The sequence below is a fragment of the Streptomyces sp. NPDC050439 genome, assembly GCF_040655335.1.
Classification (GTDB): domain Bacteria; phylum Actinomycetota; class Actinomycetes; order Streptomycetales; family Streptomycetaceae; genus Streptomyces.
The window spans coordinates 1-19,974 of the sequence record NZ_JBFAJT010000018.1 but is presented as its reverse complement, the minus strand read 5'-3'; the positions used below and the strand labels follow the sequence as shown (position 1 = coordinate 19,974).

At 68.6% G+C, this 19,974-nt stretch carries 17 protein-coding genes, 1 rRNA gene and 1 riboswitch; of the genes, 4 read left to right on the top strand and 14 right to left on the bottom strand.

Annotation, left to right across the window (positions count from 1 at the left end):
- Positions 1-32: 32 nt before the first annotated feature.
- On the bottom strand, positions 33-833 hold the full coding sequence (locus AB0I66_RS42520; RefSeq protein ID WP_363213472.1) for a type II CAAX endopeptidase family protein: 801 nt from the start codon (positions 831-833) through the stop codon (positions 33-35).
- A gap of 166 nt (positions 834-999) precedes the next feature.
- Between AB0I66_RS42520 and AB0I66_RS42515 the strand changes: the two genes are divergently transcribed.
- The gene (locus tag AB0I66_RS42515) at positions 1,000-2,772 is read left to right on the top strand and encodes a substrate-binding and VWA domain-containing protein (RefSeq protein WP_363213471.1); all 1,773 of its coding nucleotides are present in this window, start codon (positions 1,000-1,002) and stop codon (positions 2,770-2,772) included.
- A 17-nt stretch (positions 2,773-2,789) separates the two neighbouring features.
- Here AB0I66_RS42515 and AB0I66_RS42510 read toward each other — a convergent pair whose 3' ends face one another.
- Positions 2,790-4,307, bottom strand: coding sequence for a glutamate--cysteine ligase (locus AB0I66_RS42510; RefSeq protein WP_363213470.1), 1,518 nt, complete (start codon positions 4,305-4,307; stop codon positions 2,790-2,792).
- Positions 4,308-4,790: 483 nt separating this feature from the next.
- On the opposite strand from AB0I66_RS42510, the gene AB0I66_RS42505 reads away from it, so the two are divergent.
- The gene (locus tag AB0I66_RS42505) at positions 4,791-5,375 is read left to right on the top strand and encodes a hypothetical protein (protein ID WP_363213469.1); all 585 of its coding nucleotides are present in this window, start codon (positions 4,791-4,793) and stop codon (positions 5,373-5,375) included.
- 305 nt (positions 5,376-5,680) lie between these two features.
- Positions 5,681-5,872, top strand: coding sequence for a DUF5999 family protein (locus AB0I66_RS42500; RefSeq protein WP_363213468.1), 192 nt, complete (start codon positions 5,681-5,683; stop codon positions 5,870-5,872).
- A gap of 98 nt (positions 5,873-5,970) precedes the next feature.
- On the opposite strand, the gene gcvP is transcribed toward AB0I66_RS42500, so the two are convergent.
- Entirely contained in the window at positions 5,971-8,856 is a 2,886-nt protein-coding gene (gene gcvP, locus AB0I66_RS42495) for an aminomethyl-transferring glycine dehydrogenase (RefSeq protein WP_363213467.1), read from the bottom strand.
- A gap of 197 nt (positions 8,857-9,053) precedes the next feature.
- Positions 9,054-9,151: riboswitch (glycine riboswitch) on the bottom strand.
- Between the two features lie 144 nt (positions 9,152-9,295).
- On the opposite strand from gcvP, the gene AB0I66_RS42490 reads away from it, so the two are divergent.
- Positions 9,296-9,676, top strand: coding sequence for a PRC-barrel domain-containing protein (locus tag AB0I66_RS42490; protein ID WP_363213466.1), 381 nt, complete (start codon positions 9,296-9,298; stop codon positions 9,674-9,676).
- Positions 9,677-9,698: 22 nt separating this feature from the next.
- On the opposite strand, the gene AB0I66_RS42485 is transcribed toward AB0I66_RS42490, so the two are convergent.
- From AB0I66_RS42485 to rrf, 11 genes are all read right to left on the bottom strand, one after another.
- Entirely contained in the window at positions 9,699-11,120 is a 1,422-nt protein-coding gene (locus tag AB0I66_RS42485; protein ID WP_363213465.1) for a DNA polymerase IV, read from the bottom strand.
- 37 nt (positions 11,121-11,157) lie between these two features.
- Positions 11,158-11,793 (bottom strand): MerR family transcriptional regulator, encoded by a 636-nt coding sequence (locus tag AB0I66_RS42480; RefSeq protein ID WP_363213464.1) that lies wholly within the window; start codon positions 11,791-11,793, stop codon positions 11,158-11,160.
- A 169-nt stretch (positions 11,794-11,962) separates the two neighbouring features.
- The gene (locus AB0I66_RS42475) at positions 11,963-12,436 is read right to left on the bottom strand and encodes a bifunctional nuclease family protein (protein WP_006123076.1); all 474 of its coding nucleotides are present in this window, start codon (positions 12,434-12,436) and stop codon (positions 11,963-11,965) included.
- Between the two features lie 53 nt (positions 12,437-12,489).
- Entirely contained in the window at positions 12,490-13,233 is a 744-nt protein-coding gene (locus AB0I66_RS42470; protein WP_363213463.1) for a MerR family transcriptional regulator, read from the bottom strand.
- A gap of 15 nt (positions 13,234-13,248) precedes the next feature.
- Positions 13,249-14,217, bottom strand: a complete 969-nt coding sequence (locus AB0I66_RS42465; protein ID WP_160510116.1) for an FHA domain-containing protein — start codon at positions 14,215-14,217, stop codon at positions 13,249-13,251.
- Positions 14,218-14,299: 82 nt separating this feature from the next.
- Positions 14,300-15,178, bottom strand: a complete 879-nt coding sequence (locus AB0I66_RS42460) for a DUF881 domain-containing protein (protein WP_363213462.1) — start codon at positions 15,176-15,178, stop codon at positions 14,300-14,302.
- Positions 15,179-15,183: 5 nt separating this feature from the next.
- Positions 15,184-15,516 carry a small basic family protein gene (locus AB0I66_RS42455; protein ID WP_003988855.1) on the bottom strand — a complete coding sequence of 111 codons (333 nt, stop codon included), beginning with the start codon at positions 15,514-15,516 and terminating at the stop codon, positions 15,184-15,186.
- Entirely contained in the window at positions 15,513-16,412 is a 900-nt protein-coding gene (locus AB0I66_RS42450) for a DUF881 domain-containing protein (RefSeq protein ID WP_363213461.1), read from the bottom strand. Before AB0I66_RS42450 ends, AB0I66_RS42455 begins: the two co-directional genes overlap by 4 nt.
- Before the next feature lie 89 nt (positions 16,413-16,501).
- A complete protein-coding gene (locus tag AB0I66_RS42445; RefSeq protein WP_363213460.1) occupies positions 16,502-18,997 on the bottom strand; it encodes a mannose-1-phosphate guanyltransferase in 2,496 nt (831 codons plus the stop codon).
- A gap of 113 nt (positions 18,998-19,110) precedes the next feature.
- Positions 19,111-19,719 (bottom strand): CDP-alcohol phosphatidyltransferase family protein, encoded by a 609-nt coding sequence (locus tag AB0I66_RS42440; RefSeq protein ID WP_363213459.1) that lies wholly within the window; start codon positions 19,717-19,719, stop codon positions 19,111-19,113.
- Positions 19,720-19,880: 161 nt separating this feature from the next.
- Positions 19,881-19,974: ribosomal RNA gene (gene rrf / locus AB0I66_RS42435) — 5S ribosomal RNA — on the bottom strand; the annotation flags it as partial.

The following is a 19,974-nucleotide window of genomic DNA, read 5'->3' as shown; positions in this document are numbered from 1 at the left end:
GTCCCCACAGTGCTGCCCGCCGACCGCCCGCCCTAGGGCGTCGGCAGCCACCCCACCTTCCCCGCAAGCAGCGAGTACCCCACGAACGCCCCGATATCCAACAGAGAATGCGCCACCACCAGTGGCCCGACCCGCCCCCACCGCCGGTACAGGAGCACGAAGACCACACCCATCGCCATGTTCCCGATGAAGCCGCCGATGCCCTGGTAGAGGTGGTAGGAGCCGCGCAGCACCGAGCTGCCGACCAGCGCGGCCATCGGCGTCCACCCCAACTGGCCGAACCTGCGCAGCAGATAGCCGACGACGATCACTTCCTCGAGGACCGCGTTCTGCACGGCGGACAGCACGAGCACCGGGTACTTCCACCAGACGTCGGGCAGATCCTCCGGCACCACCGTCAGGTTGAACCCGAGCCCGCGCGCCGCCAGATAGAACGCGATGCCGGTACTGCCGATCACCGCGGCGATCGCCGCCCCGCGCCCCAGGTCCGGCCACGGCCGGCTCCGGTCGAAGCCGATCGAACGCAGCCCCGCACCCTCCCGGATCAGGAAGTGCGCGACCAGCGCCACCGGCACCAGCGCGGTCGAGATCCCGAACAACTGCCACGCGAGATCAAGCCATGGCCGCCCCGGAGCGGCCGACGCGTTCATGGTCGCCGCCTGGTCCTTCAGACCACCCGGTCTGGTGACCGATCCGACAAAGCTGATCAGCGCGGACACACCGCTCGCGCCCAGTGAGAGCGCCAGGACGAGCAGCGTCTCGTCCCTCAGGATCCGTCGCGATGGCCCCTCGCCCCGAAAAGAACCGGCCAACGGCCCGGACTCCGCTTGCACTCCGCCTCCAGTTGAGTAATCCCGCCTCATCCCCATCCCCGCCCCGCTAGGGTCTCGAAAGAAGTTACGAAGATCGTGCGCGACAGGCCGAGGGGGACGGACGCCGACTGCGGTCATGCCACCCCCTCTTTCCTTGCTTCATCACTCAAGGAGGGGCACCACCGCCATGGGACGTCACAGCTTGCCCGATGAGTACGGGACGGACGCACCCGACCCTCGGCCACGCACCCGCGGCCGCACCGTGGGCATCGCGACGGCACTCGTCCTGACCGTCGCGGCGGGCACGGCGGTCGCGGTCCGCAGCGACCTGCTGAGCTTCGGCGGCACGTGCCGCGAGGACACGGTGGAACTGGACGTCGTGGCCGCCCCCGACATCGCCCCGGCCCTGCGCGCGGCCGCCGACGACGCGCGCGAGAAGGAGATCACGTCGGACGGGGCCTGCATCGACGTACGGGTGAGCGCCCGTGATTCCTACAAGGTCGCCGACGAACTGCGGACGGGCAAAGGCACTCCGGCGTACGACGTGTGGGTGCCGGACTCCGAACTGTGGGTGCAGCGCGTGGGCCTGGGCGGCAAGCAGGACAGGGTCTCGCCCGCGGGGCACATAGCCTCATCGCCGGTTGGCATGGCCATGGTCCCCGCCGCCGCCGAGACGTTGGGCTGGCCCAAGAAGACGTACAGCTGGCCGGAGTTGACCGGCGCGGCGATGAAGGGCGACAAGCTGCGGCTCGGCGCCGCCGATCCCGCGCGCAGCGCGACCGGCCTGCTCGCGCTCACGAAGCTGAGCGCGTCGGCGAAGAAGGCGGGCGGCAAGGACGGCGACACCCAGGCGGCCGCGATGGCCAAGGCACTGTCCGCGCGCACGTCCGACAGCGACGGCCAGCTCCTGGACACCCTGGCCCGCGACTCCTCGGGCACCGAACAGGGCAATCCGCGCCGCAACCACGCGCTGATCCTCTCCGAGCAGGCCGCGTTCAAGCACAACGCGACGGCGGGCGAGGAGAACAGCCTGGACATGTTCTATCCGAAGGACGGCTCACCGCGCCTCGACTACCCCTACACCCTGGTCCAGGAGGACGAGCTGTCCACGGACCAGAGCCGCGCGGCCCTGCGCTTCATGACCCTGTTCAGCGATGAGGCGGGCCGCGCGATCCTGGAGAAGCACGGCTTCAGGACCGGCGCCGACGCCCCCTCGGAGAGACTCGTCACGGCGGCCGGCGGGCGCACTCCCCAGCCGTACGGCGACGAGGCCAGCGAGCCGCCCTCCGAGAAGGACCTCCAGGAGACGCTCGGCATGTGGACGATCACCGTCCAGAGCGCCCGGATCAGCACGGTCGTCGATGTCTCGGACTCCATGGGCGAGTTCGTGCCGGGCCGGGGCCAGACCCGGATGGAGGTCACCAAGTCCTCGCTGCTCCAGGCGCTCGCGGGGTTCACCGACGAGGACGAGATCGGCCTCTGGGAGTTCGCCACCCTCCTGGACGGCGAACGCGACTACCGCAAGCTCGTGCCCACCGAACGCCTGGGCGACCGCAAGGGCGAGGGCACCCAGCGGGACAAGGTCTCCGAGGCCTTCGGCGACCTGGCCCCCATCCCGGGCGGCGCGACCGGTCTGTACGACACCACGCTCGCGGCGTACAAGGAGGCCACGTCCACCTACGCGCGCGGCAAGTTCAACGCGCTCGTGGTCCTCACGGACGGCGCGAACCAGGACCCCGGCTCCATCGCGCGCAGCAACCTCATCGCGCAGCTGGAGGACCTCTCCGACCCCAAGCGCCCGGTGCCACTCATCGCCATCGCGGTCGGTCCGAACGCGGACAAGGAGGAGGTCGTGCAGATCGCGGAGGCGACCGGTGGATCGGGCCACCAGGTCGACGACCCGGCGCAGATCCACGCGGTCATCCTCAAGGCCATCATGGAGGCGGGCAGCCACGGCTGAGCCCGCCCCCGTCCTCCTCAGCTCAGGACCGCCGGCGCCGGCAGCCCCACCGGCCAGGTGTGCACCGGGTCGCCCGCGTGCATCAGCTCGGCGTAGCGCCGGGTGGTCGCGGCGAGGGCGGCCTCGCGTTCGAGCCCGGTCTCCAGGGCCTGGTGGTAGGTCGCCGCCTGCCAGGACGCCCCGTTCACCCGGCGCCTGCACCGCTCCTCGATGACCCCGAGGTAGAAGTCCCGGTCGGCGGGCTCCACGCCCCACGCGTCGAGCCCGGCCGCGGCCAGCGGCAGCAGCTCGTCGCGTACGAGGGCGACCGCGGGCACCTCCACGAGCCCGCCCGACCTGCCCCGCCGCGGCCACTGAAGGCGGGCCTCGATGCCGTCGCGGCACGCGGTGTCGAAGTTGCGGGCGGCGGCGTCGAAGGGCAGCCGGTTCCACACGGGCCGGGGTTCCTCGGCGAGGGCGCGTACGACGCCGTAGTAGAAGGCGGCGTTGGCGATGACGTCGGTGACGGTGGGGCCGGCGGGCAGGACGCGGTTCTCCACCCGCAGGTGCGGGACGCCGCCCGCGATGCCGTACACGGGGCGGTTCCAGCGGTACACGGTCCCGTTGTGCAGGACGAGTTCGGCGAGCTGCGGCACCCGGCCGTCGTCGAGCACCGCCAGCGGGTCCTCGTCGTCCACGAGGGGAAGCAGCGCGGGAAAGTAGCGCAGGTTCTCCTCGAAGAGCTCGTACGCGTCGCTGATCCAGCGCTCGCCGAACCAGGTCCGCGGCCGCACGCCCTGCGCCTGGAGTTCGGGCGGGCGGGTGTCGGTGGACTGCAGGAACAGCGGGGGCCGCGACTCGCGCCACAGCTCACGGCCGAACAGGAACGGCGCGTTGGCGCCGACGGCGACCTGCGCGGCGGCCACGGCCTGGGCCGCGTTCCATACATCGGCGAACCTGCCCGGGGTGACCTGGAGGTGCAGCTGCACCGAGGTGCACGCCGCTTCGGGCGCGATCGACGCGGACGTACAGGTGAGCCGCTCCACGCCCTGGATGTCCAGGACGAACTCCTCGCCGCGCGCGGCGACGATCTGGTCGTTGAGCAGCGCGTAGCGGTCGACGTCGGAGAGGTTTCCCGAGACCAGGTCGTGGTGTGCGAGGGTCGGCAAAATGCCGATCATCACGATCCCGGCGTTCACCTCGTTGGCTTTTCGGTGCGCATAGGCGAGGCCGGTGCGCAACTCCTCGGCAAGGCGGTCGAGAACACGTCCGCCCAATCGGTGCGGCGCGATATTGACTTCAAGATTGAACATTCCGAGTTCCGTCTGGAAGTCCCGGCTGGCGATCCGTTCGAGAACTTCGGCATTCAGCATTCTCGGCATGCCGTCGGGCCCCGCGAGATTCAGTTCGATCTCGACGCCCATCAGATTCTTGGGCCGGTCGAACCGCTCCTCGTCCAGGAGCCTCCGCAGTCCCGTCAGGCACTCCTTGAGCTTGTTTCTGTACCGGCGCCGCTCGGCCAGATCAAACGATCCTGCTACGACCTTCTCCCCCATCGAAGCGTCCCCTCCTCGGATGGGCAGCCAATGATCCGGCCGCTGTGTCTCGGTGGATGATGCCCTGCAATGTGATCGATAACGCCCCGCACATGCCCCTGGCCCAGTACGCTTGACGCCAAGTCCGGGCGGCACATTCACCGGGCATGGGGTGCGCCGGGGAATCCTCGCACCGACGCCTGGTGAAAAACACCGACGAGAATCGGCCGACCGCTTCGGGGAAGGCGTCCGAGGTCAAACGTCCGGACTCTTCCAGAATCGGGTTAAAGCCCGCAAAATGGCGACCGGATAACGCCTTGCAGGCAATATCGGGTGCGGTTAGACGAAACACTGCCTGAACACGTGTCGTATAAACTCCGCGAACGAGGCAGAGAGTTGGCGCTCGCGGTCCCCAGCCCCCGCCCCTCTGGCCCCGGAGCAGACAGCGACGTCCGCACCTGTCCTCGTTCCACCGTGCCTGTCGAATGAGAGAGGCGACCCATCATGCCGCTGCAAGTCCCCCCGGCTCCCGCGCCCGCCCTGCGCAGCGTCCTCGCGGCACTAGGTTCACCCACCGCCGTACGCGAAGCCCGCACCCCGTCCCTGCGTGCCGCGCAGGGACCCGTCAGCCCCGAACTCCCGTTGCCCGTCCACGTACTTGACCGGATCACCCCGTCGGGCACCGCGCCCACCCGGCTCGCGGGGTGGCGCTTCATGATCCGCGCGGGCGAACGGGCCGTCGCCGCGGCGGACACGATGCTGACGCCTGACGGGTGGACCTTCTCGCACTTCTTCGAAGGTCCGTACATAGCGTCCACGGAACGCGCCCTTCGTCATGCCGAAGCGATGCCAATGCCGTACCAACCACGACTGTTGTCCGTACCCGAGCTTTACATGCTGACACTCTGGTTGCACGGCGACTGCACAGCGGACGGCGCGGGCGGCCATCTCGCGCCCTCGGACGTCCTCGTGCCCCTCGCGCCCGCGCCTCCGGGCATCGCGGCGCACCACCCGCACCGCGCCGCGGAACTCCTGAAGGTCCTCACACACCGGATGACCCCGGCACCGCTGCTCGGCTCGCCCGCCTGACCTCGCCGTACGTCTCCGTGCCCCGCCGCCGTCCAGGCCGCGGGGCTCGGCGCGTGATGTGCCCATACGGACTAGCCCGGTATGACCACCCCGAACCACCCGAAGAGACAGTGCAGTTGGGCTGAACCGTCCGGGCGGGTGATACGTCATTAAGCAGTAAGAAGCGCTGCCGCTAAATCCCTGCGGATTGACGCCCGTAGGGCAACACTGGGAACGGACCGACTCAACGGGGGGCGGCCATGAACACCGCATCGAGCCGCAAGGCAGACGTCACAGCCATCACATCGCAGCGAAAGAACCCATCCATGTGCCAGCACCAACCACCGTGCCCGACAGCCGACTCCGCAGACCGGGAAGCCGCGCTCCTCATGGCGAGCCACCCGGAGCAGGGCTGGAGCCTGCTGTGCAACGGCGTCCTCCTCTTCGAGGACACCGGTGAGCTGCTGCCGGACGGCCAGATCATCGCCCCGCATCGACCGCTGGTGACCGCGGCCTGAAGCGACGGCAGCACGGCACGGACAACAAGGAAAACAAAGGGGCCGACCCGGAGAGACAAACCTCCGGACCGGCCCCCACGCATGTGCGGGACTCGATATCAGTCCTCGTACGCATCCAGCGGCGGGCAGGAGCAGACCAGATTCCGGTCGCCGTACGCCTGGTCGATGCGGCGCACCGGCGGCCAGTACTTGTCTGCGGCCACCACGCCGGCCGGGAACACGGCCTCCTCGCGGCTGTACGCGTGCTCCCACTCACCGCCGAGCGCCGCCGCGGTGTGCGGGGCGTTGCGCAGCGGGTTGTCATCGGCGGGCCAGTCGCCGCCGACCTTCTCGATCTCCGCGCGAATGCTGATCATCGCCTCGCAGAACCGGTCGATCTCGACCAGGTCCTCGCTCTCGGTCGGCTCGATCATCAGCGTTCCCGCGACCGGGAACGACATGGTCGGCGCGTGGAAGCCGTAGTCGATGAGCCGCTTGGCGATGTCGTCGACGCTGACACCGGTCGCCTTGCTCAGCGGGCGCAGATCGATGATGCACTCGTGCGCGACGAGCCCGCCGGGACCGGTGTAGAGCACCGGGTAGTGCGGCTCCAGACGCTTGGCGATGTAGTTCGCGGAGAGCACGGCGACCTGCGTGGCGCGCTTGAGTCCCTCACCGCCCATGAGGCGTACGTACGCCCAGGAGATCGGCAGGATGCCGGCCGAGCCCCACGGCGCGGCGGAGATCGGACCGACGCCGGTCTCGGGTCCCGCGGCGGGCTGCAGCGGGTGGTTGGGCAGGTACGGCGCGAGGTGCTCGCGCACGCCGACCGGGCCGACGCCGGGGCCGCCGCCGCCGTGCGGGATGCAGAAGGTCTTGTGCAGGTTCAGGTGCGAGACGTCGCCGCCGAACTTGCCGGGCTGGGCGAGACCCACCAGGGCGTTGAGGTTCGCCCCGTCGACGTACACCTGGCCGCCCGCCTCGTGCACCTGGGCGCAGATGTCGGCGACGTGCTCCTCGAAGACACCGTGCGTGGACGGGTAGGTGATCATGAGCACCGACAGCTCGTCGCGGTGCTTCTCGATCTTGGCGCGCAGGTCGTCTATGTCGATCTCGCCGTCGTCGCTGGTCTTGACGACGACGACCTTCATGCCGGCCATGACGGCGCTCGCGGCGTTGGTGCCGTGCGCGGAGGACGGGATGAGGCAGACGGTGCGCTGGTCGTCGCCGTTGGCGCGGTGGTAGCCGCGCACGGCGAGCAGTCCGGCGAGCTCGCCCTGCGAACCGGCGTTGGGCTGCAGCGAGACCTTGTCGTACCCGGTGACCTCGGCGAGCCGCTCCTCCAGCTCACGGATGAGCGTCAGATAGCCCTGCGCCTGCTGGGCAGGCGCGAAGGGGTGCAGCTGCCCGAACTCGGGCCAGGTGACCGGCTCCATCTCGGTGGTCGCGTTGAGCTTCATGGTGCAGGAGCCCAGCGGGATCATGCCGCGGTCGAGCGCGTAGTCGCGGTCGGCCAGCTTGCGCAGGTAACGCAGCATGGCGGTCTCGGAGCGGTACTGGTGGAAGACGGGGTGCGTGAGGTACTCGTCGCCGCGCAGCAGCGCCGCCGGGAGCGAGTCAGCGGTCTCGGCGTCGAGCGCCTCGATGTCGCCCTCGACCCCGAACGCACCCCAGATCGCCGTCAGTTGCTTGCGCGTGGTGGTCTCGTCGCAGGCCAGGGAGACGTGGTCGGCGTCGACCTGGTGGATGTTGACGCCACCCTCGCGGGCCGCGGCGACGAGCGCCTCGGCCTTTCCGGGCACCCGCACGGTCAGCGTGTCGAAGTACGCGCCGTGCACGACCTCGACGCCGCCCGCGGTGAGCCCCGCGGCGAGCACGGTCGCGTAGCGGTGGGTACGCCGTGCGATGGCCTTGAGGCCCTCGGGCCCGTGATAGACGGCGTACATTCCGGCCATCACGGCGAGCAGCACCTGAGCGGTACAGATGTTGCTGGTGGCCTTCTCGCGGCGGATGTGCTGCTCACGGGTCTGCAGCGCCAGCCGGTAGGCCTTGTTGCCGTCCGCGTCCACGGAGACACCGACGAGCCGCCCCGGCAGGCTGCGCGCGAACTTCTCGCGCACCGCCATGTAACCGGCGTGCGGACCGCCGAAGCCCATCGGGACGCCGAAGCGCTGCGTCGTGCCGACGGCGATGTCGGCGCCGAGCTCACCGGGCGAGGTGAGCAGCGTCAGGGCAAGCAGGTCGGCGGCGACGGAGACGACGGCACCGAGCTCGTGCGCCTGCTCGATGAGCGGCTTTATGTCACGTACGGCACCGGAGGCGCCGGGGTACTGGATCAGCACGCCGACGACACCGCGCTCGGCGACCTCGGCCGGGATGCCCTCGCTCAGATCGGCGACGACGACCTCGACACCGGTCGGCTCGGCGCGGGTCCGGATCACGGCGATGGTCTGCGGCAACGCGTCGGCGTCGACGAGGAAGACGCCGTCCTTGACCTTGCCCATGCGCCGCGAAAGGGCCATGGCCTCGGCCGCCGCGGTCCCCTCGTCAAGGAGCGACGCACCGGAGGTGGGCAGCCCCGTCAGCTCGGCGACGACGGTCTGGAAGTTGAGCAGCGCCTCAAGACGCCCCTGGGAGATCTCGGGCTGGTACGGCGTGTAAGCGGTGTACCACGCGGGGTTCTCCATCACGTTCCGCAGGATCACCGGCGGCGTGAAGGTCCCGTAGTAGCCGAGTCCGATCATGGAATCGAGGACCTGGTTACGGTCGGCGAGGGAGCGCAGCTCGGCGAGCACCTCGGCCTCGGAACGCGCGCCGGGCAGGTTCAGCGCCTCGGCGTTCTTGATCACATCCGGCACGGCGGCCGCGGTGAGCTCGTCGAGCGAGCCGTACCCGACCTGCGCGAGCATCTTGGCCCGTGCTTCCACATCGGGACCGATGTGCCGCTGCTCGAAGGGAATGCCCTGTTCGAGCTGGGAGAGCGGGATACGAGGTGTGGCGGTCATTGCGGAGGCCTCCTGGTCTGACGCGACCTGCGAGGGGCACCACGGCGCGGGTACCCGGACGGCCTCCCCCTCTGTCATCTCAACCTGAGAGTTTCACCGGTCCGTGCCCCAGGAGAGGCGCCGTACCGGCTTTCACCGTCGGTGAGGAAGGGGACCGGACGTGCCCGCCCGACGCCCGCCCTACTTTCCAGAGTGACCTCGTCCGTGCGGTACAGGGGCCTGAGAGATTCCGGGGAGGAGTTGCTCCTTCGGCGCCTCCGGAGTGTCAACCGGAGAGCTCTCCCGCACAGGGTCAGCAGCCAAGCGCCAGCCTACCAGCGAGGACCGTGACCGTTCCCTCGAGTGGCCACCTGCCCCGAAGTGCTCTTTCGTAGTGATTGCGAACGAACGAGGATGAGTTAAGCCCCACTTCGACAAGCCTCGACCAGTTGGAGGGCCCGTGCAGACCGACATCGATCCGCGCAATTTGATCGGCCGGAAGGCGTTCGACCGGAACGGGGCCAAGATCGGCACGATCGACGAGGTCTATCTCGACGACGCCACCGGCGCCCCGGAGTGGGCGGCCATACGCACGGGCCTGTTCAGCCGGGACACCTTCGTCCCCCTGGAACCGAGCGAGCTCAGGAACGACGGCACCCTGCACATCCCCTTCGAGCGCTCACTGATCAAGGACGCCCCGGATTTCGGTGTGGGCCGCCACCTCTCCCCCGAACAGGAACTGCAGCTCTACCACCACTACGGCCTGGACATCACGCCCCCGCCCTCCACATCACCGCCGGACAAGGACTTCGGCAACATCGCGGGGCAGGAGAACACCTGACACCCCCCTGACACCCCCGGCGTCACCGAGGCTCCACCGCCTCGGGGGCCGCCACCAGGGGCAACGGCTCGGCGGGCTCGAGCGCCGGGTCATCCGTACGGAACGTCCGCACCCGCCCCGGCACCGACGATTCCGGCGTCTCGAAGCGAACCGTGACCCGCCCCAGGCCACTGCCCTGCACCCACCCGTGCCCGTACTCGGCGTGCCGCACGTCGTGCCCGGCGGCCCACCGCCGCTCGGCGGGAACGGCCGGCTCCGTCACCGTCTCGGCCACGGCCTGTGCCGCGGCCTCCCCGGCCCGCTCCTCCTCGGCCTCCTGCTGCGTCTCCAGGGCCTGCGCGGCCTCCGCCCGGGCTTCGGCCTGAGCCTGGGCCTGCGCCTGCGCGAACAGGTCCTCCTGCGTGTAGTCCGCGAGCCCCGTGACGCCCACCCCGAGGAGCCGCACCCCTCCGGTGGTGTCCACGGCCTCCAGAAGCCGCGCGGCGGCCTCACGCACCACCCCGGGGTCGTCCGTGGGCCCACGCAGCGTCTCGGACCTCGTCAGCGTCGAGAAGTCGAACCGCCGCACCTTCAGGACGATGGTCCGCCCCGAGTGCCCGGCCGCCCGCAGCCGCTCCACACACCGCTCGGCGAGCCGCGCGACCTCGCCCCTGACCCGGACCCGGTCATGGATGTCCACGTCGTACGTGTCCTCGACACTGACCGACTTCGATTCCCGCTCCGCCACCACGGGCCGCTCGTCCCGCGCCAGCGCCATCGCGTACAGCGCGCTGCCGTGCGACTTCCCCAGGAGCCGTACGAGCTCGTCCTCGCCCGCCTCCGCGATCTCCCCCACCGTCGTGATCCCGCCCCGCCGCAGATGGTCCCCGGTGGCAGGACCGACGCCGGGCAGGGTCCGCACCGACATCGGGGCGAGCAGGTCCCGCTCGGTGCCCGGCACTATCAGCCGCAGCCCGTCGGGCTTGGCCTCCTCCGAGGCGATCTTCGCCAGCATCTTGGACGCGGCGAGCCCGACCGACCCCGCGAGCCCCGTCACCGCCTTGATGTCCGCGCGCAATCGCTCGCCCACCTCCAGCGCGGACGCCTGGTCGTCGGCCACCCCGCCCGCCTCCAGGTCGACGAAGGCCTCGTCCAGACTGAGCGGCTCCACCAGCGGCGACAGCTCCCGCAACAGCGTCATCACCTGGTCGCTGATCTCGCGGTAGAGCCCGAAGCGGGGCACGAGATAGGCGGCATTGGGCGCCAGGCGCCGCGCCTGCCCCATCGGCATCGCCGAGTGCACACCGAACTTCCGCGCCTCGTACGAGGCGGTGGCCACCACGCCCCGCGGTCCGAGCCCGCCCACGACCACGGCTTTCCCGCGCAGACTCGGCTTCGCGGCCTGCTCCGCGGACGCGTAGAAGGCATCCATGTCGAGGTGCAGGATCGTGGGCGCGGTTCTCACATCTCCGATGCTGCCTTACGCCACTGACAACGCGGCCTCACACGGCTCTGTTGCGCCGCCTCGCGAGCTCATCGGCGGGGTTCTGGCGCACCAGCGTCTCCCCGGTGTCGATCCGCTCCCCGTGCAACTGGGAGAGAGCCCCCTCCACGTCCCGCCACACGACACCCACGGCGATCCCGAAGATGCCCTGGCCGCCCTGGAGCAGGTCGTGGACCTCGTCGGGCGACGTGCACTCGTAGACCGTCGCGCCGTCGCTCATGAGCGTCATCCGCTCCAGGTCCTGGAAACCGCGGTCACGCAGATGCTGGACCGTGGTCCGGATGTTCTGCAGGGACACACCCGTGTCGAGGAAGCGCCGCACGATCTTCAGGACGACGACGTCCCGGAAGCTGTAGAGCCGCTGGGTCCCCGAACCGCCCGCGGACCGCACACTGGGCTCCACGAGGCCCGTACGGGCCCAGTAGTCGAGCTGTCGGTACGTGATCCCGGCGGCCGCGCACGCGGTCGGTCCCCGGTAACCGATCTGTTCCTGTTCGGACGGTCCGGACGTGGCGTCCCCGCTCCCCTGAACGCTCCCCTGAACCGCCATCGGCCTCTGCGGAGAGTGACCGGCCGTGCTGCTGTGAAGCGGATACGGCCCACCCATCGCCGTACCGTCGCCGCTGCTTCTCACGCCGACCTCCGTCCTTGACCTGCCTTCACGACGGTAGGCAGTCACCAGGGGCTCGTCAACGATCGCCACACTCGGCACGCCGAGTGATAATCACCCTAAGAGTGGTTTGCTGTCCCGTACCGCCGGGAAAGGCTAGCCGAATGGTCAGCAGGGCCCCGGAAACGACGGCCTACTGGCTGTTGGTGCCGAAGTCCTCGGGAGAGATCTGGTCGAGGAACTCGCGGAACTTCTCCACCTCGTCCTCCTGCTCGTCCGGGATGGCGATGCCCGCGTCGTCGAGGACACCGTCGCTGCCGTAGATCGGCGTTCCCGTACGGAGCGCGAGCGCTATGGCGTCGGACGGCCGGGCGCTCACCTCGACTCCACTGGCGAAGACCAGCTCCGCGTAGAAGACACCTTCCCGAAGGTCGGTGATGCGCACCTCGGTGAGCTCCTGACCCACCGCCTCCAGCACGTCCTTGAACAGGTCGTGGGTCAGCGGCCGTGCGGGCGCCATCCCCTGCTGTGCGAAGGCGATCGCGGTCGCCTCCCCTGGTCCGATCCAGATGGGGAGGTATCGATCGCCTCCCACTTCACGCAGGAGCACGATCGGTTGGTTGGAGGGCATTTCCACCCGGACACCTACGACGTCGAGCTCGTTCACACAGCAACCCTAGGACGTGCCCGGCCGGTTTGGGTAGTCGGGCACCCCCTGAGTCAGGGCAACCGGACCCCGAGCGCCGTCTGCACCAGTGCAGAATGCAGCTTTCCGGTCAGCCCGGCGAGTTCCTTCGTACGGGCTTCCGCATGGGCCCTGGTCTGCGGATTGCGGTGCCGACGCAGCGGCGCGACGACCTGGTCGACCAGGCCGGCCTCACGTTCGGCCGCCGATTTCATGGCGCGCAGATGCCTGGGTTCGATACCGAATCGCCCAAGTTCCACGACGAGCGCGGCGACCGTCACGGCCTCCGCGTCATAACCACCGTCCGGCAGGGGCGCGATGAGCCCGTACGCCTCCCAGTCGGCGAGCTGCTCCGCGTCGATCTCGGCGGCGGCAAGGAGCTCCGCACGGCCCACACGGGCCGCAGTGGGCTCCACGGCGTCACTCACGCCCCAGGCGTCACCGGGCTCGCGAGGCTGCCCCAGGGAGGGCACAGAGACCCGCTCCCCGCGCTCCATGGCGTCCAGGTGCTCCCGGATCACCTTGAGCGGCAGATAGTGGTCCCGTTGCATCCTCAGGACGTGACCGAGCCGCTCGACGTCCTGAGTGCTGAACTTGCGATAGCCCGACGGAGTGCGCTCCGGCTCGATGAGCCCCTCCGACTCCAGGAACCGGATCTTGGAGATCGTGACCTCGGGAAACTCGTCACGCAGCGCGTTCAACACCGCGCCGATGCTCATCATCCGACGGTCCTCGGCGGCGGTGCCGTTACCGGCACCGCCCCTCGGTGTTTGAAGCATGGACCTTCCTGACGGTCAGATGCCGATGCCCCGCTGGCTCGCGTAGAAGACCAGCCGGTACTTGCCGATCTGCACCTCGTCGCCGTTCGACAGCGCGACCGAGTCGATGCGCTCCCGGTTGACGTACGTGCCGTTGAGGCTGCCCACGTCGGCGACGGTGAAGGAACCGTCCCCGAGGCGACGGAACTCCACGTGACGGCGCGAGACGGTCACGTCGTCCAGGAAGATGTCGCTCTGCGGGTGGCGCCCCGCCGTGGTCAGCTCGCCGTCCAGAAGGAAGCGGCTGCCCGAGTTCGGCCCACGGCGCACCACGAGGAGCGCGGAACCGAGCGGCAGTGCGTCAACGGCGGCCTGGGCCTCCGGCGAGAGGGCCGGCGAGGCGGTCTGCCCCGTCACCTCCGCGTCGTAGGCCTCCAGGCCCGAGATGGAGATCGTGGAGGTCGTCTCGGACGGACGCTCCGGCGCGGCCCCGGCCCGCAGCGGCGCGCCGCAGTTGGAGCAGAACCGGCTCGCCTCGGCGTTGCGGTTCCCGCACCTCGTACACACCAGGGCCATGGACGGATCCTCCTGCCGCGGCTGCCCCGCGGGGGCATTCGATGCGTACGGATCGGGGGTAAACCCTCCACCCGTACTTGAGGTTGACGGTTCTCCGAAACCTATGCGGCCCGGACCGGCAGGGTCAACAGACGACGCGCCCTGCGCGCCCGAAATGTCACCGCCTGGCCCACCGACCTGGTCACGGAACATCGGGCGCTCGGCGCCCTGCTCCTCGGCATCTCCATGGCGCGGGGCACGGTGCCGGGCGGTGGCGGGATTGCCACTGTCCTCACGTGCGCTCTTGCCGAACAACTTCGCAAACAACTTCACGGGCGATTCCCCTTGACCGAAACAGACCCGCCCGTGGGGCAGGACGAACCCTGATTGCACACACCGGCGTACATCGGCAGCACAGACATCCTCACAACGTCCGTATCCACCAAACAGTTTCCACCACGCACCACGCTTACGGTGCGCCGACCCCCCGCAACCTCATGCCCTTGACCGGCGGCCCCCATGCACCCCCGCCTCACTGCGACGACGACCGAGCGTAGTCAGGCCGCTTCGCCGCTCGCAAGGCGTCCACCACGATCTTCTCCGCTCGTGTCACGGTGGCGGTGGCCTGCTCCTTCTCCAGAGTCTGCACCACTCCACCTGGGATGTTCAGCGCCGGCTCGAGGTCCTGCGGCTTGCCGATCACCTTGAACCGGTAGGGCTTGCCGACCTTGCGGCCGTCCACCCGGACACCACCACTGTCCGTATCCGAAAGATAGGTGTTGGCCACTACGCGTACATCATTGATCTGGATGGCCTCGGCACCCGCGGCACGCAACTCCTGGATGGCGTCAAGCAGCATGTCCGCCTCGACCGACCCCTTCTTGTCATCGATGGTCAGCGTGATTCCAGGACCCTGCGCTGCCACGGTGCCCGCCAGAATGCCGAGTTGACGCTCCTTCTCGACCGTCTGCTTGCGAGCCTCCTCGGCCTGGTCCGAGCTGTTCTCAAGCCCGGTGCGCTGGTCCTCGAGACGCTGCTTCTCACCTTCCAGACGCTGTGTACGGTCATCGAGTTCATCGAGGATGCGTACGAGATCTTCCTGACGTGCCCCGCGCAGCGCGCTGCTGTCGTTGTTGGAGCGCACCTGGATGGCAAGACCGAGCCCCAGCACGAACAGCAGCAGGGCCACGATGAGTTGCGGACGCGTGACGCGAGGCGGCCACAGCCCTTGGGCCAGCCGCTGCCGGCCGCTGAGCGGGGTCTTCCCGTCCTGCGGCTCGCCGTGCCGCGTGTCCTGCTGCTCGTCCTGCTCGGGCGCCGTGCCGTCGCCGGGCTCGGCGGGCACGCCGCGCACCTCCGGAGGCAGCTCCCTGCTCCGGTTGTCGCCCCCGGGCGTCTCCTCCGTACCCATCCGCGTCACGCCCTGAAGACGTGTCGGCGGATGGCGGCGGCATTGGAGAAGATCCGGATGCCGAGCACCACCACGACACCGGTGGAGAGCTGGGCGCCCACGCCCAACTTGTCGCCGAGGAACACGATCAGGGCTGCCACGACCACGTTCGAGAGGAACGACACCACGAAGACCTTGTCGTCGAAGATGCCGTCGAGCATCGCGCGCAGGCCTCCGAACACCGCGTCGAGTGCCGCCACCACGGCGATCGGAAGGTACGGCTCGACCACGGCCGGAACCTCGGGCCGGACCAACAATCCGGCCACGACTCCCACGACGAGGCCCAGTACGGCGATCACGATGTGCCCTTTCCTGCCTTCGGCTCTGCTGTACGTACGGTCACACTCGGTGCTGCCGGCAGTCGGACGTCATCCTGGACGGAAATGCTGGTCCGGACGCCGAAGTTCTCCTGCAGAGCATGCAGATACTGACCGTCGCGACTGTTCTGGAATCTCGTGCTCAAGCGCTGTCCGTCGCCCACGGCAAGCACCGTATACGGCGGTACCAGCGGCTTGTTGTCGACCAGTATCGCGTCCCCCGCGGCCCTGATCGCCGACAGCGCCGTCAGCCGCTGGTCGTTGATGGCGATCGCCTCCGCGCCGGACTGCCACAGGCCGTTGACGACCCGTTGCATGTCACGGTCGCGGACCCGTCCGGTGTCGGAGAACCCCGCGCTCTCGCGCGGCCCGCCCCCGCCCTGATCGGCTTCCTTGGCGTCGTCCACCACAAGCTTCACGCCGGTCCCGTGGACCTTGGTGGCACCGGAGAGCAGGGACACCAACTCGCCCTGACTGCCCCCGTGTTTCTTCAGCGCCTCACGCTGCCGCTCGCCCACGTCGTCGCGGAGCGTCTCGACGTCCCCTTCGAGCTCGTCGGCGTCCGAGGTCGCCGACTCGATCCGGTCGATGAGCTCCGCGCGCTCCTTGGCGACCACCGGAGCCGCTATCCGCGCCTGCGCGGCACCCACCGTCACCACCAGGGCCGCGAGCACAAGACCGAGGGCCAGACCGAGCTTCGCCCGCAGCGGACGCGGCACGCCGCCGGCACCACTGGCCTTCTTCCGGGCCGCCGCCTCGGCGTAACCCTCGTCCAGACTGTGGTCCATGACCGTGTTCAGCAGCGACATGGAGGCGTCCGGACGCCGGGGGCGCGAGGGGGTGCTCCGAACGGGGGGCTGCTGCGGCATGCCGCACATCGTCGCACGTCGCGGGCGCTACCTCCGAATGGCCCCACCGGTGTGCCGGACGGCACCCCCGAGGGGTGCCGTCCGGTCGGCGCCGGCGGTCAGCGACCGGCGCTGTCCACCACGGCGGACCACTCGTCGAGCAACGCCTGGGCCGACGCGTCGTCGGGACCCTCGGCCCACAGATGGGTGACGGCCTCCGCCGGGTCGGGCAGCACAAGCACCCACCGCCCGTCGGACTCAACGACTCGCACACCATCGGTGGTGTCCACCGAACGCTCCCCCGCGGCCTCCACCACGGTCCGCATCACGAGCCCCTTGACCGCCCACGGCGTCGCGAGGTCACGCCGCAGCACATGGGCGCGCGGGATACGCGCGTCGATCTGGCTCAGCGTGAGCTGAGTACGCGCCACCAGGCCGATGAGCCGTACGAAAGCGGCCGTACCGTCGAAGACGCTGCTGAACTCGGGAATGATGAACCCGGCCCGGCCGTCGCCACCGAAGATGGTCGACTCGTCACGGCCCACGCGCGTCAGATCGTCGGGCGACGTGGTCGTCCAGTCCACCTGCGTCCCGTGGTACGCGGCCACCTGCTCGCCGATGCGCGTCGTCGTGACCGGCAGCGCGACCCGGCCACTGCGGCGTTCCGCGGCGACCAGGTCGAGCATCACGAGAAGCGCCCGGTCGTCCTCGATGATCCGCCCCTTCTCGTCGACGAGCGAGAGCCGCTCACCGACCGGGTCGAAGCGCACACCGAAGTCGGCACGTGACGAGGCCACGATCTCGCCCAGCCGCACCAGACCCGACCTGCGGGTCTCGTTGGTCTCGGTCGGTCGCGACTCGTCGAGCCCCGGGTTGATCGTCAGCGCGTCGACACCGAGCCGCCCCAGAAGGCTCGGCAGCACCAGGCCCGCACTTCCGTTTGAGGCGTCGACGACGACCTTCAGATTCGACTCGGCCACACCCGTGGTGTCGACATTGCGCAGCAACGAACCCGTGTAGGAGTCGAAGACACTGGACGGGAAGTACAGATCCCCGATCTCGCCGGGGAAGGCCCGCCGGTACTCCTGGCGCGCGTACACCCGGTCCAGCTTCCGCTGACTCCCCTGCGAAAGGTCGGCCCCGCGCCCGTCGAAGAACATGATGTCGACGGAGTCCGGAACCCCGGGCGTCGTCCGGATCATGATTCCACCGGCACTGCCCCGGGCGGTCTGCTGCCGCGCCACGGGCAGCGGCACGTTCTCCAGGTCCCGTACGTCGATGGCGCTCGCCTGCAGGGCCGAGATCACCGCTCGCTTCAGCGCCCGCGCACCACGCGAATGGTCACGGGCCGTGGTGACGGTCGAGCCCTTCTTGAGGGTCGTGGCGTACGCCCCCGCGAGCCGCACCGCCAGCTCCGGCGTGATCTCCACGTTCAGGATCCCGGAGACACCGCGCGCCCCGAAGAGATGGGCCTGGCCCCGGGACTCCCAGATGACGGAGGTGTTGACGAACGCGCCGGCCTCGATCGTCTTGAACGGATACACCCGGACATTGCCCTGGATAATCGATTCCTCACCGACGAGGCACTCGTCGCCGATGACGGCACCGTCCTCGATGCGGGAGGCCCGCATGATGTCGGTGTTCCGCCCGACGACACAGCCCCGCAGGTTGCTGTGCTGGCCGATGTAGACGTTGTCGTGCACCACGGTCTTGTGCAGGAAAGCCCCGGCCTTCACCACGACGTTCGACCCCACCACCGTGTGCTCACGAATCTCGGCGCCCGCCTCCACCTTGGCGTAGTCACCGATGTAGAGCGGTCCGCGCAGCGTGGCGTCGGGATGGACCTCGGCGCCTTCGGCAACCCACACACCGGGCGAGATCTCGAAGCCGTCGAGTTCGACGTCGACCTTGCGCTCAAGAACGTCGGCCTGAGCCTTCACATAGCTCTCGTGCGTGCCGACATCTTCCCAGTAGCCCTCGGCGATGTACCCATAGATGGGCTTGCCTTCCTTCATCAACTGCGGGAAGACATCACCGGACCAGTCCACCGACACATCGGGGTCCACGTAGTCGAAGACCTCGGGCTCCATGACGTAGATGCCCGTGTTCACGGTGTCGGAGAAGACCTGCCCCCAGGTCGGCTTCTCCAGGAAGCGCTCGACCTGTCCTTCTTCGTCCACGATGGTGATGCCGAATTCCAGCGGATTGGGGACGCGCGTCAGACAGACGGTGACAAGCGCGCCCTTCTCCTTGTGGAAGTTGATCAACTCGGTGAGGTCGAAATCGGTCAGTGCGTCCCCGGAGATCACGAGGAACGCATCGTCCTTCAATGCTTCCTCGGCGTTCTTCACACTCCCGGCAGTGCCGAGTGGCTTCTCCTCATTGGCATAGGTGAGCTCCATCCCGAGCTCTTCACCATCGCCGAAGTAATTCTTGACCAGGGAGGCCAGGAACTGGACTGTCACTACGGTCTCGGTGAGCCCATGCCTCTTGAGCAGCCGCAGCACATGCTCCATGATGGGCCTGTTGGCCACAGGCAGGAGCGGCTTGGGCATGCTCGAGGTCATAGGGCGAAGGCGCGTGCCTTCGCCTCCGGCCATTACGACGGCCTTCATGTCGGAAGCGTCCTCCTCAATAGACGACGATCTAGCCGACTTAGCCAGCCGAAATAAACCCGTGAATACCGCTCACGGGACTGCAAGCCTCTACAGCTGCCAAATCAGCGAGCTCAATCGGCCGTGGTGTCTGCACGGACAAGGCGGCGGACCTGGACCACGTAGAGGATCCCTGCCCACCAGTACAGACTTGTACCCCATCCTGCGAACGCCCATCCGAAAATAGCAGCGAGAGTGTTGATCCAGCCACTTCCATCACTGAGGAGCAGTAGTGGAAAGGCGTACATCAGGTTGAAGGTGGCAGCCTTGCCCAGGAAGTTCACCTGGGGCGGCGGATAGCCGTGACGCCTGAGGATCCAGACCATCACCAGCAGCATCAGCTCACGCAGCAGCAGCGCCGCGGTCAGCCAGAGCGGGAGAATCTCCCGCCATGTGAGCCCGACCAATGTCGACAGGATGTAGAGCCGGTCGGCGGCCGGGTCGAGCAACCGCCCGAGGTTGCTGATCTGGTTCCAGCGGCGGGCCAGCTTGCCGTCGAGATAGTCACTGATCCCGCTCAGCATCAGCACCAACAGCGCCCAGTGGTCACTCTTGGGACCGCCGAACTCCGGCCTGAGGATCAACCACAGGAAGAGAGGTACGCCGACGAGGCGCGCCATGCTGAGGATGTTCGGGATGGTGAGGACCCGGTCCGTCTGGACGCGAGTTTCCTGGACCTCCACCCGGGGGCCTCCTGTGGGAAACGAGCCGATGATGCCCCCTGACCTTACCGTCAGTTGTCAGCCGGCGGTGCAGAGGGGTGACCCGAGGCCGGAAAGGCCCCAGAAACACAAAAAGCCGTGGCCCCCGGACAATAAGTCCATGGACCACGGCTATAAATTGAGTTCGGCGGCGTCCTACTCTCCCACAGGGTCCCCCCTGCAGTACCATCGGCGCTGTGAGGCTTAGCTTCCGGGTTCGGAATGTAACCGGGCGTT

Coding starts and splice junctions, on each gene's coding strand:
- AB0I66_RS42500 (WP_363213468.1), top strand. CDS start 5,681: ATGTGCCAGCACCAACCACCGTGCCCGACAGCCGACTCCGCAGACCGG.
- gcvP (WP_363213467.1), bottom strand. CDS start 8,856: ATGACCGCCACACCTCGTATCCCGCTCTCCCAGCTCGAACAGGGCATT.
- AB0I66_RS42515 (WP_363213471.1), top strand. CDS start 1,000: ATGGGACGTCACAGCTTGCCCGATGAGTACGGGACGGACGCACCCGAC.
- AB0I66_RS42445 (WP_363213460.1), bottom strand. CDS start 18,997: ATGAAGGCCGTCGTAATGGCCGGAGGCGAAGGCACGCGCCTTCGCCCT.
- AB0I66_RS42450 (WP_363213461.1), bottom strand. CDS start 16,412: ATGTGCGGCATGCCGCAGCAGCCCCCCGTTCGGAGCACCCCCTCGCGC.
- AB0I66_RS42510 (WP_363213470.1), bottom strand. CDS start 4,307: ATGGGGGAGAAGGTCGTAGCAGGATCGTTTGATCTGGCCGAGCGGCGC.
- AB0I66_RS42460 (WP_363213462.1), bottom strand. CDS start 15,178: ATGGGTACGGAGGAGACGCCCGGGGGCGACAACCGGAGCAGGGAGCTG.
- AB0I66_RS42505 (WP_363213469.1), top strand. CDS start 4,791: ATGCCGCTGCAAGTCCCCCCGGCTCCCGCGCCCGCCCTGCGCAGCGTC.
- AB0I66_RS42470 (WP_363213463.1), bottom strand. CDS start 13,233: ATGCTTCAAACACCGAGGGGCGGTGCCGGTAACGGCACCGCCGCCGAG.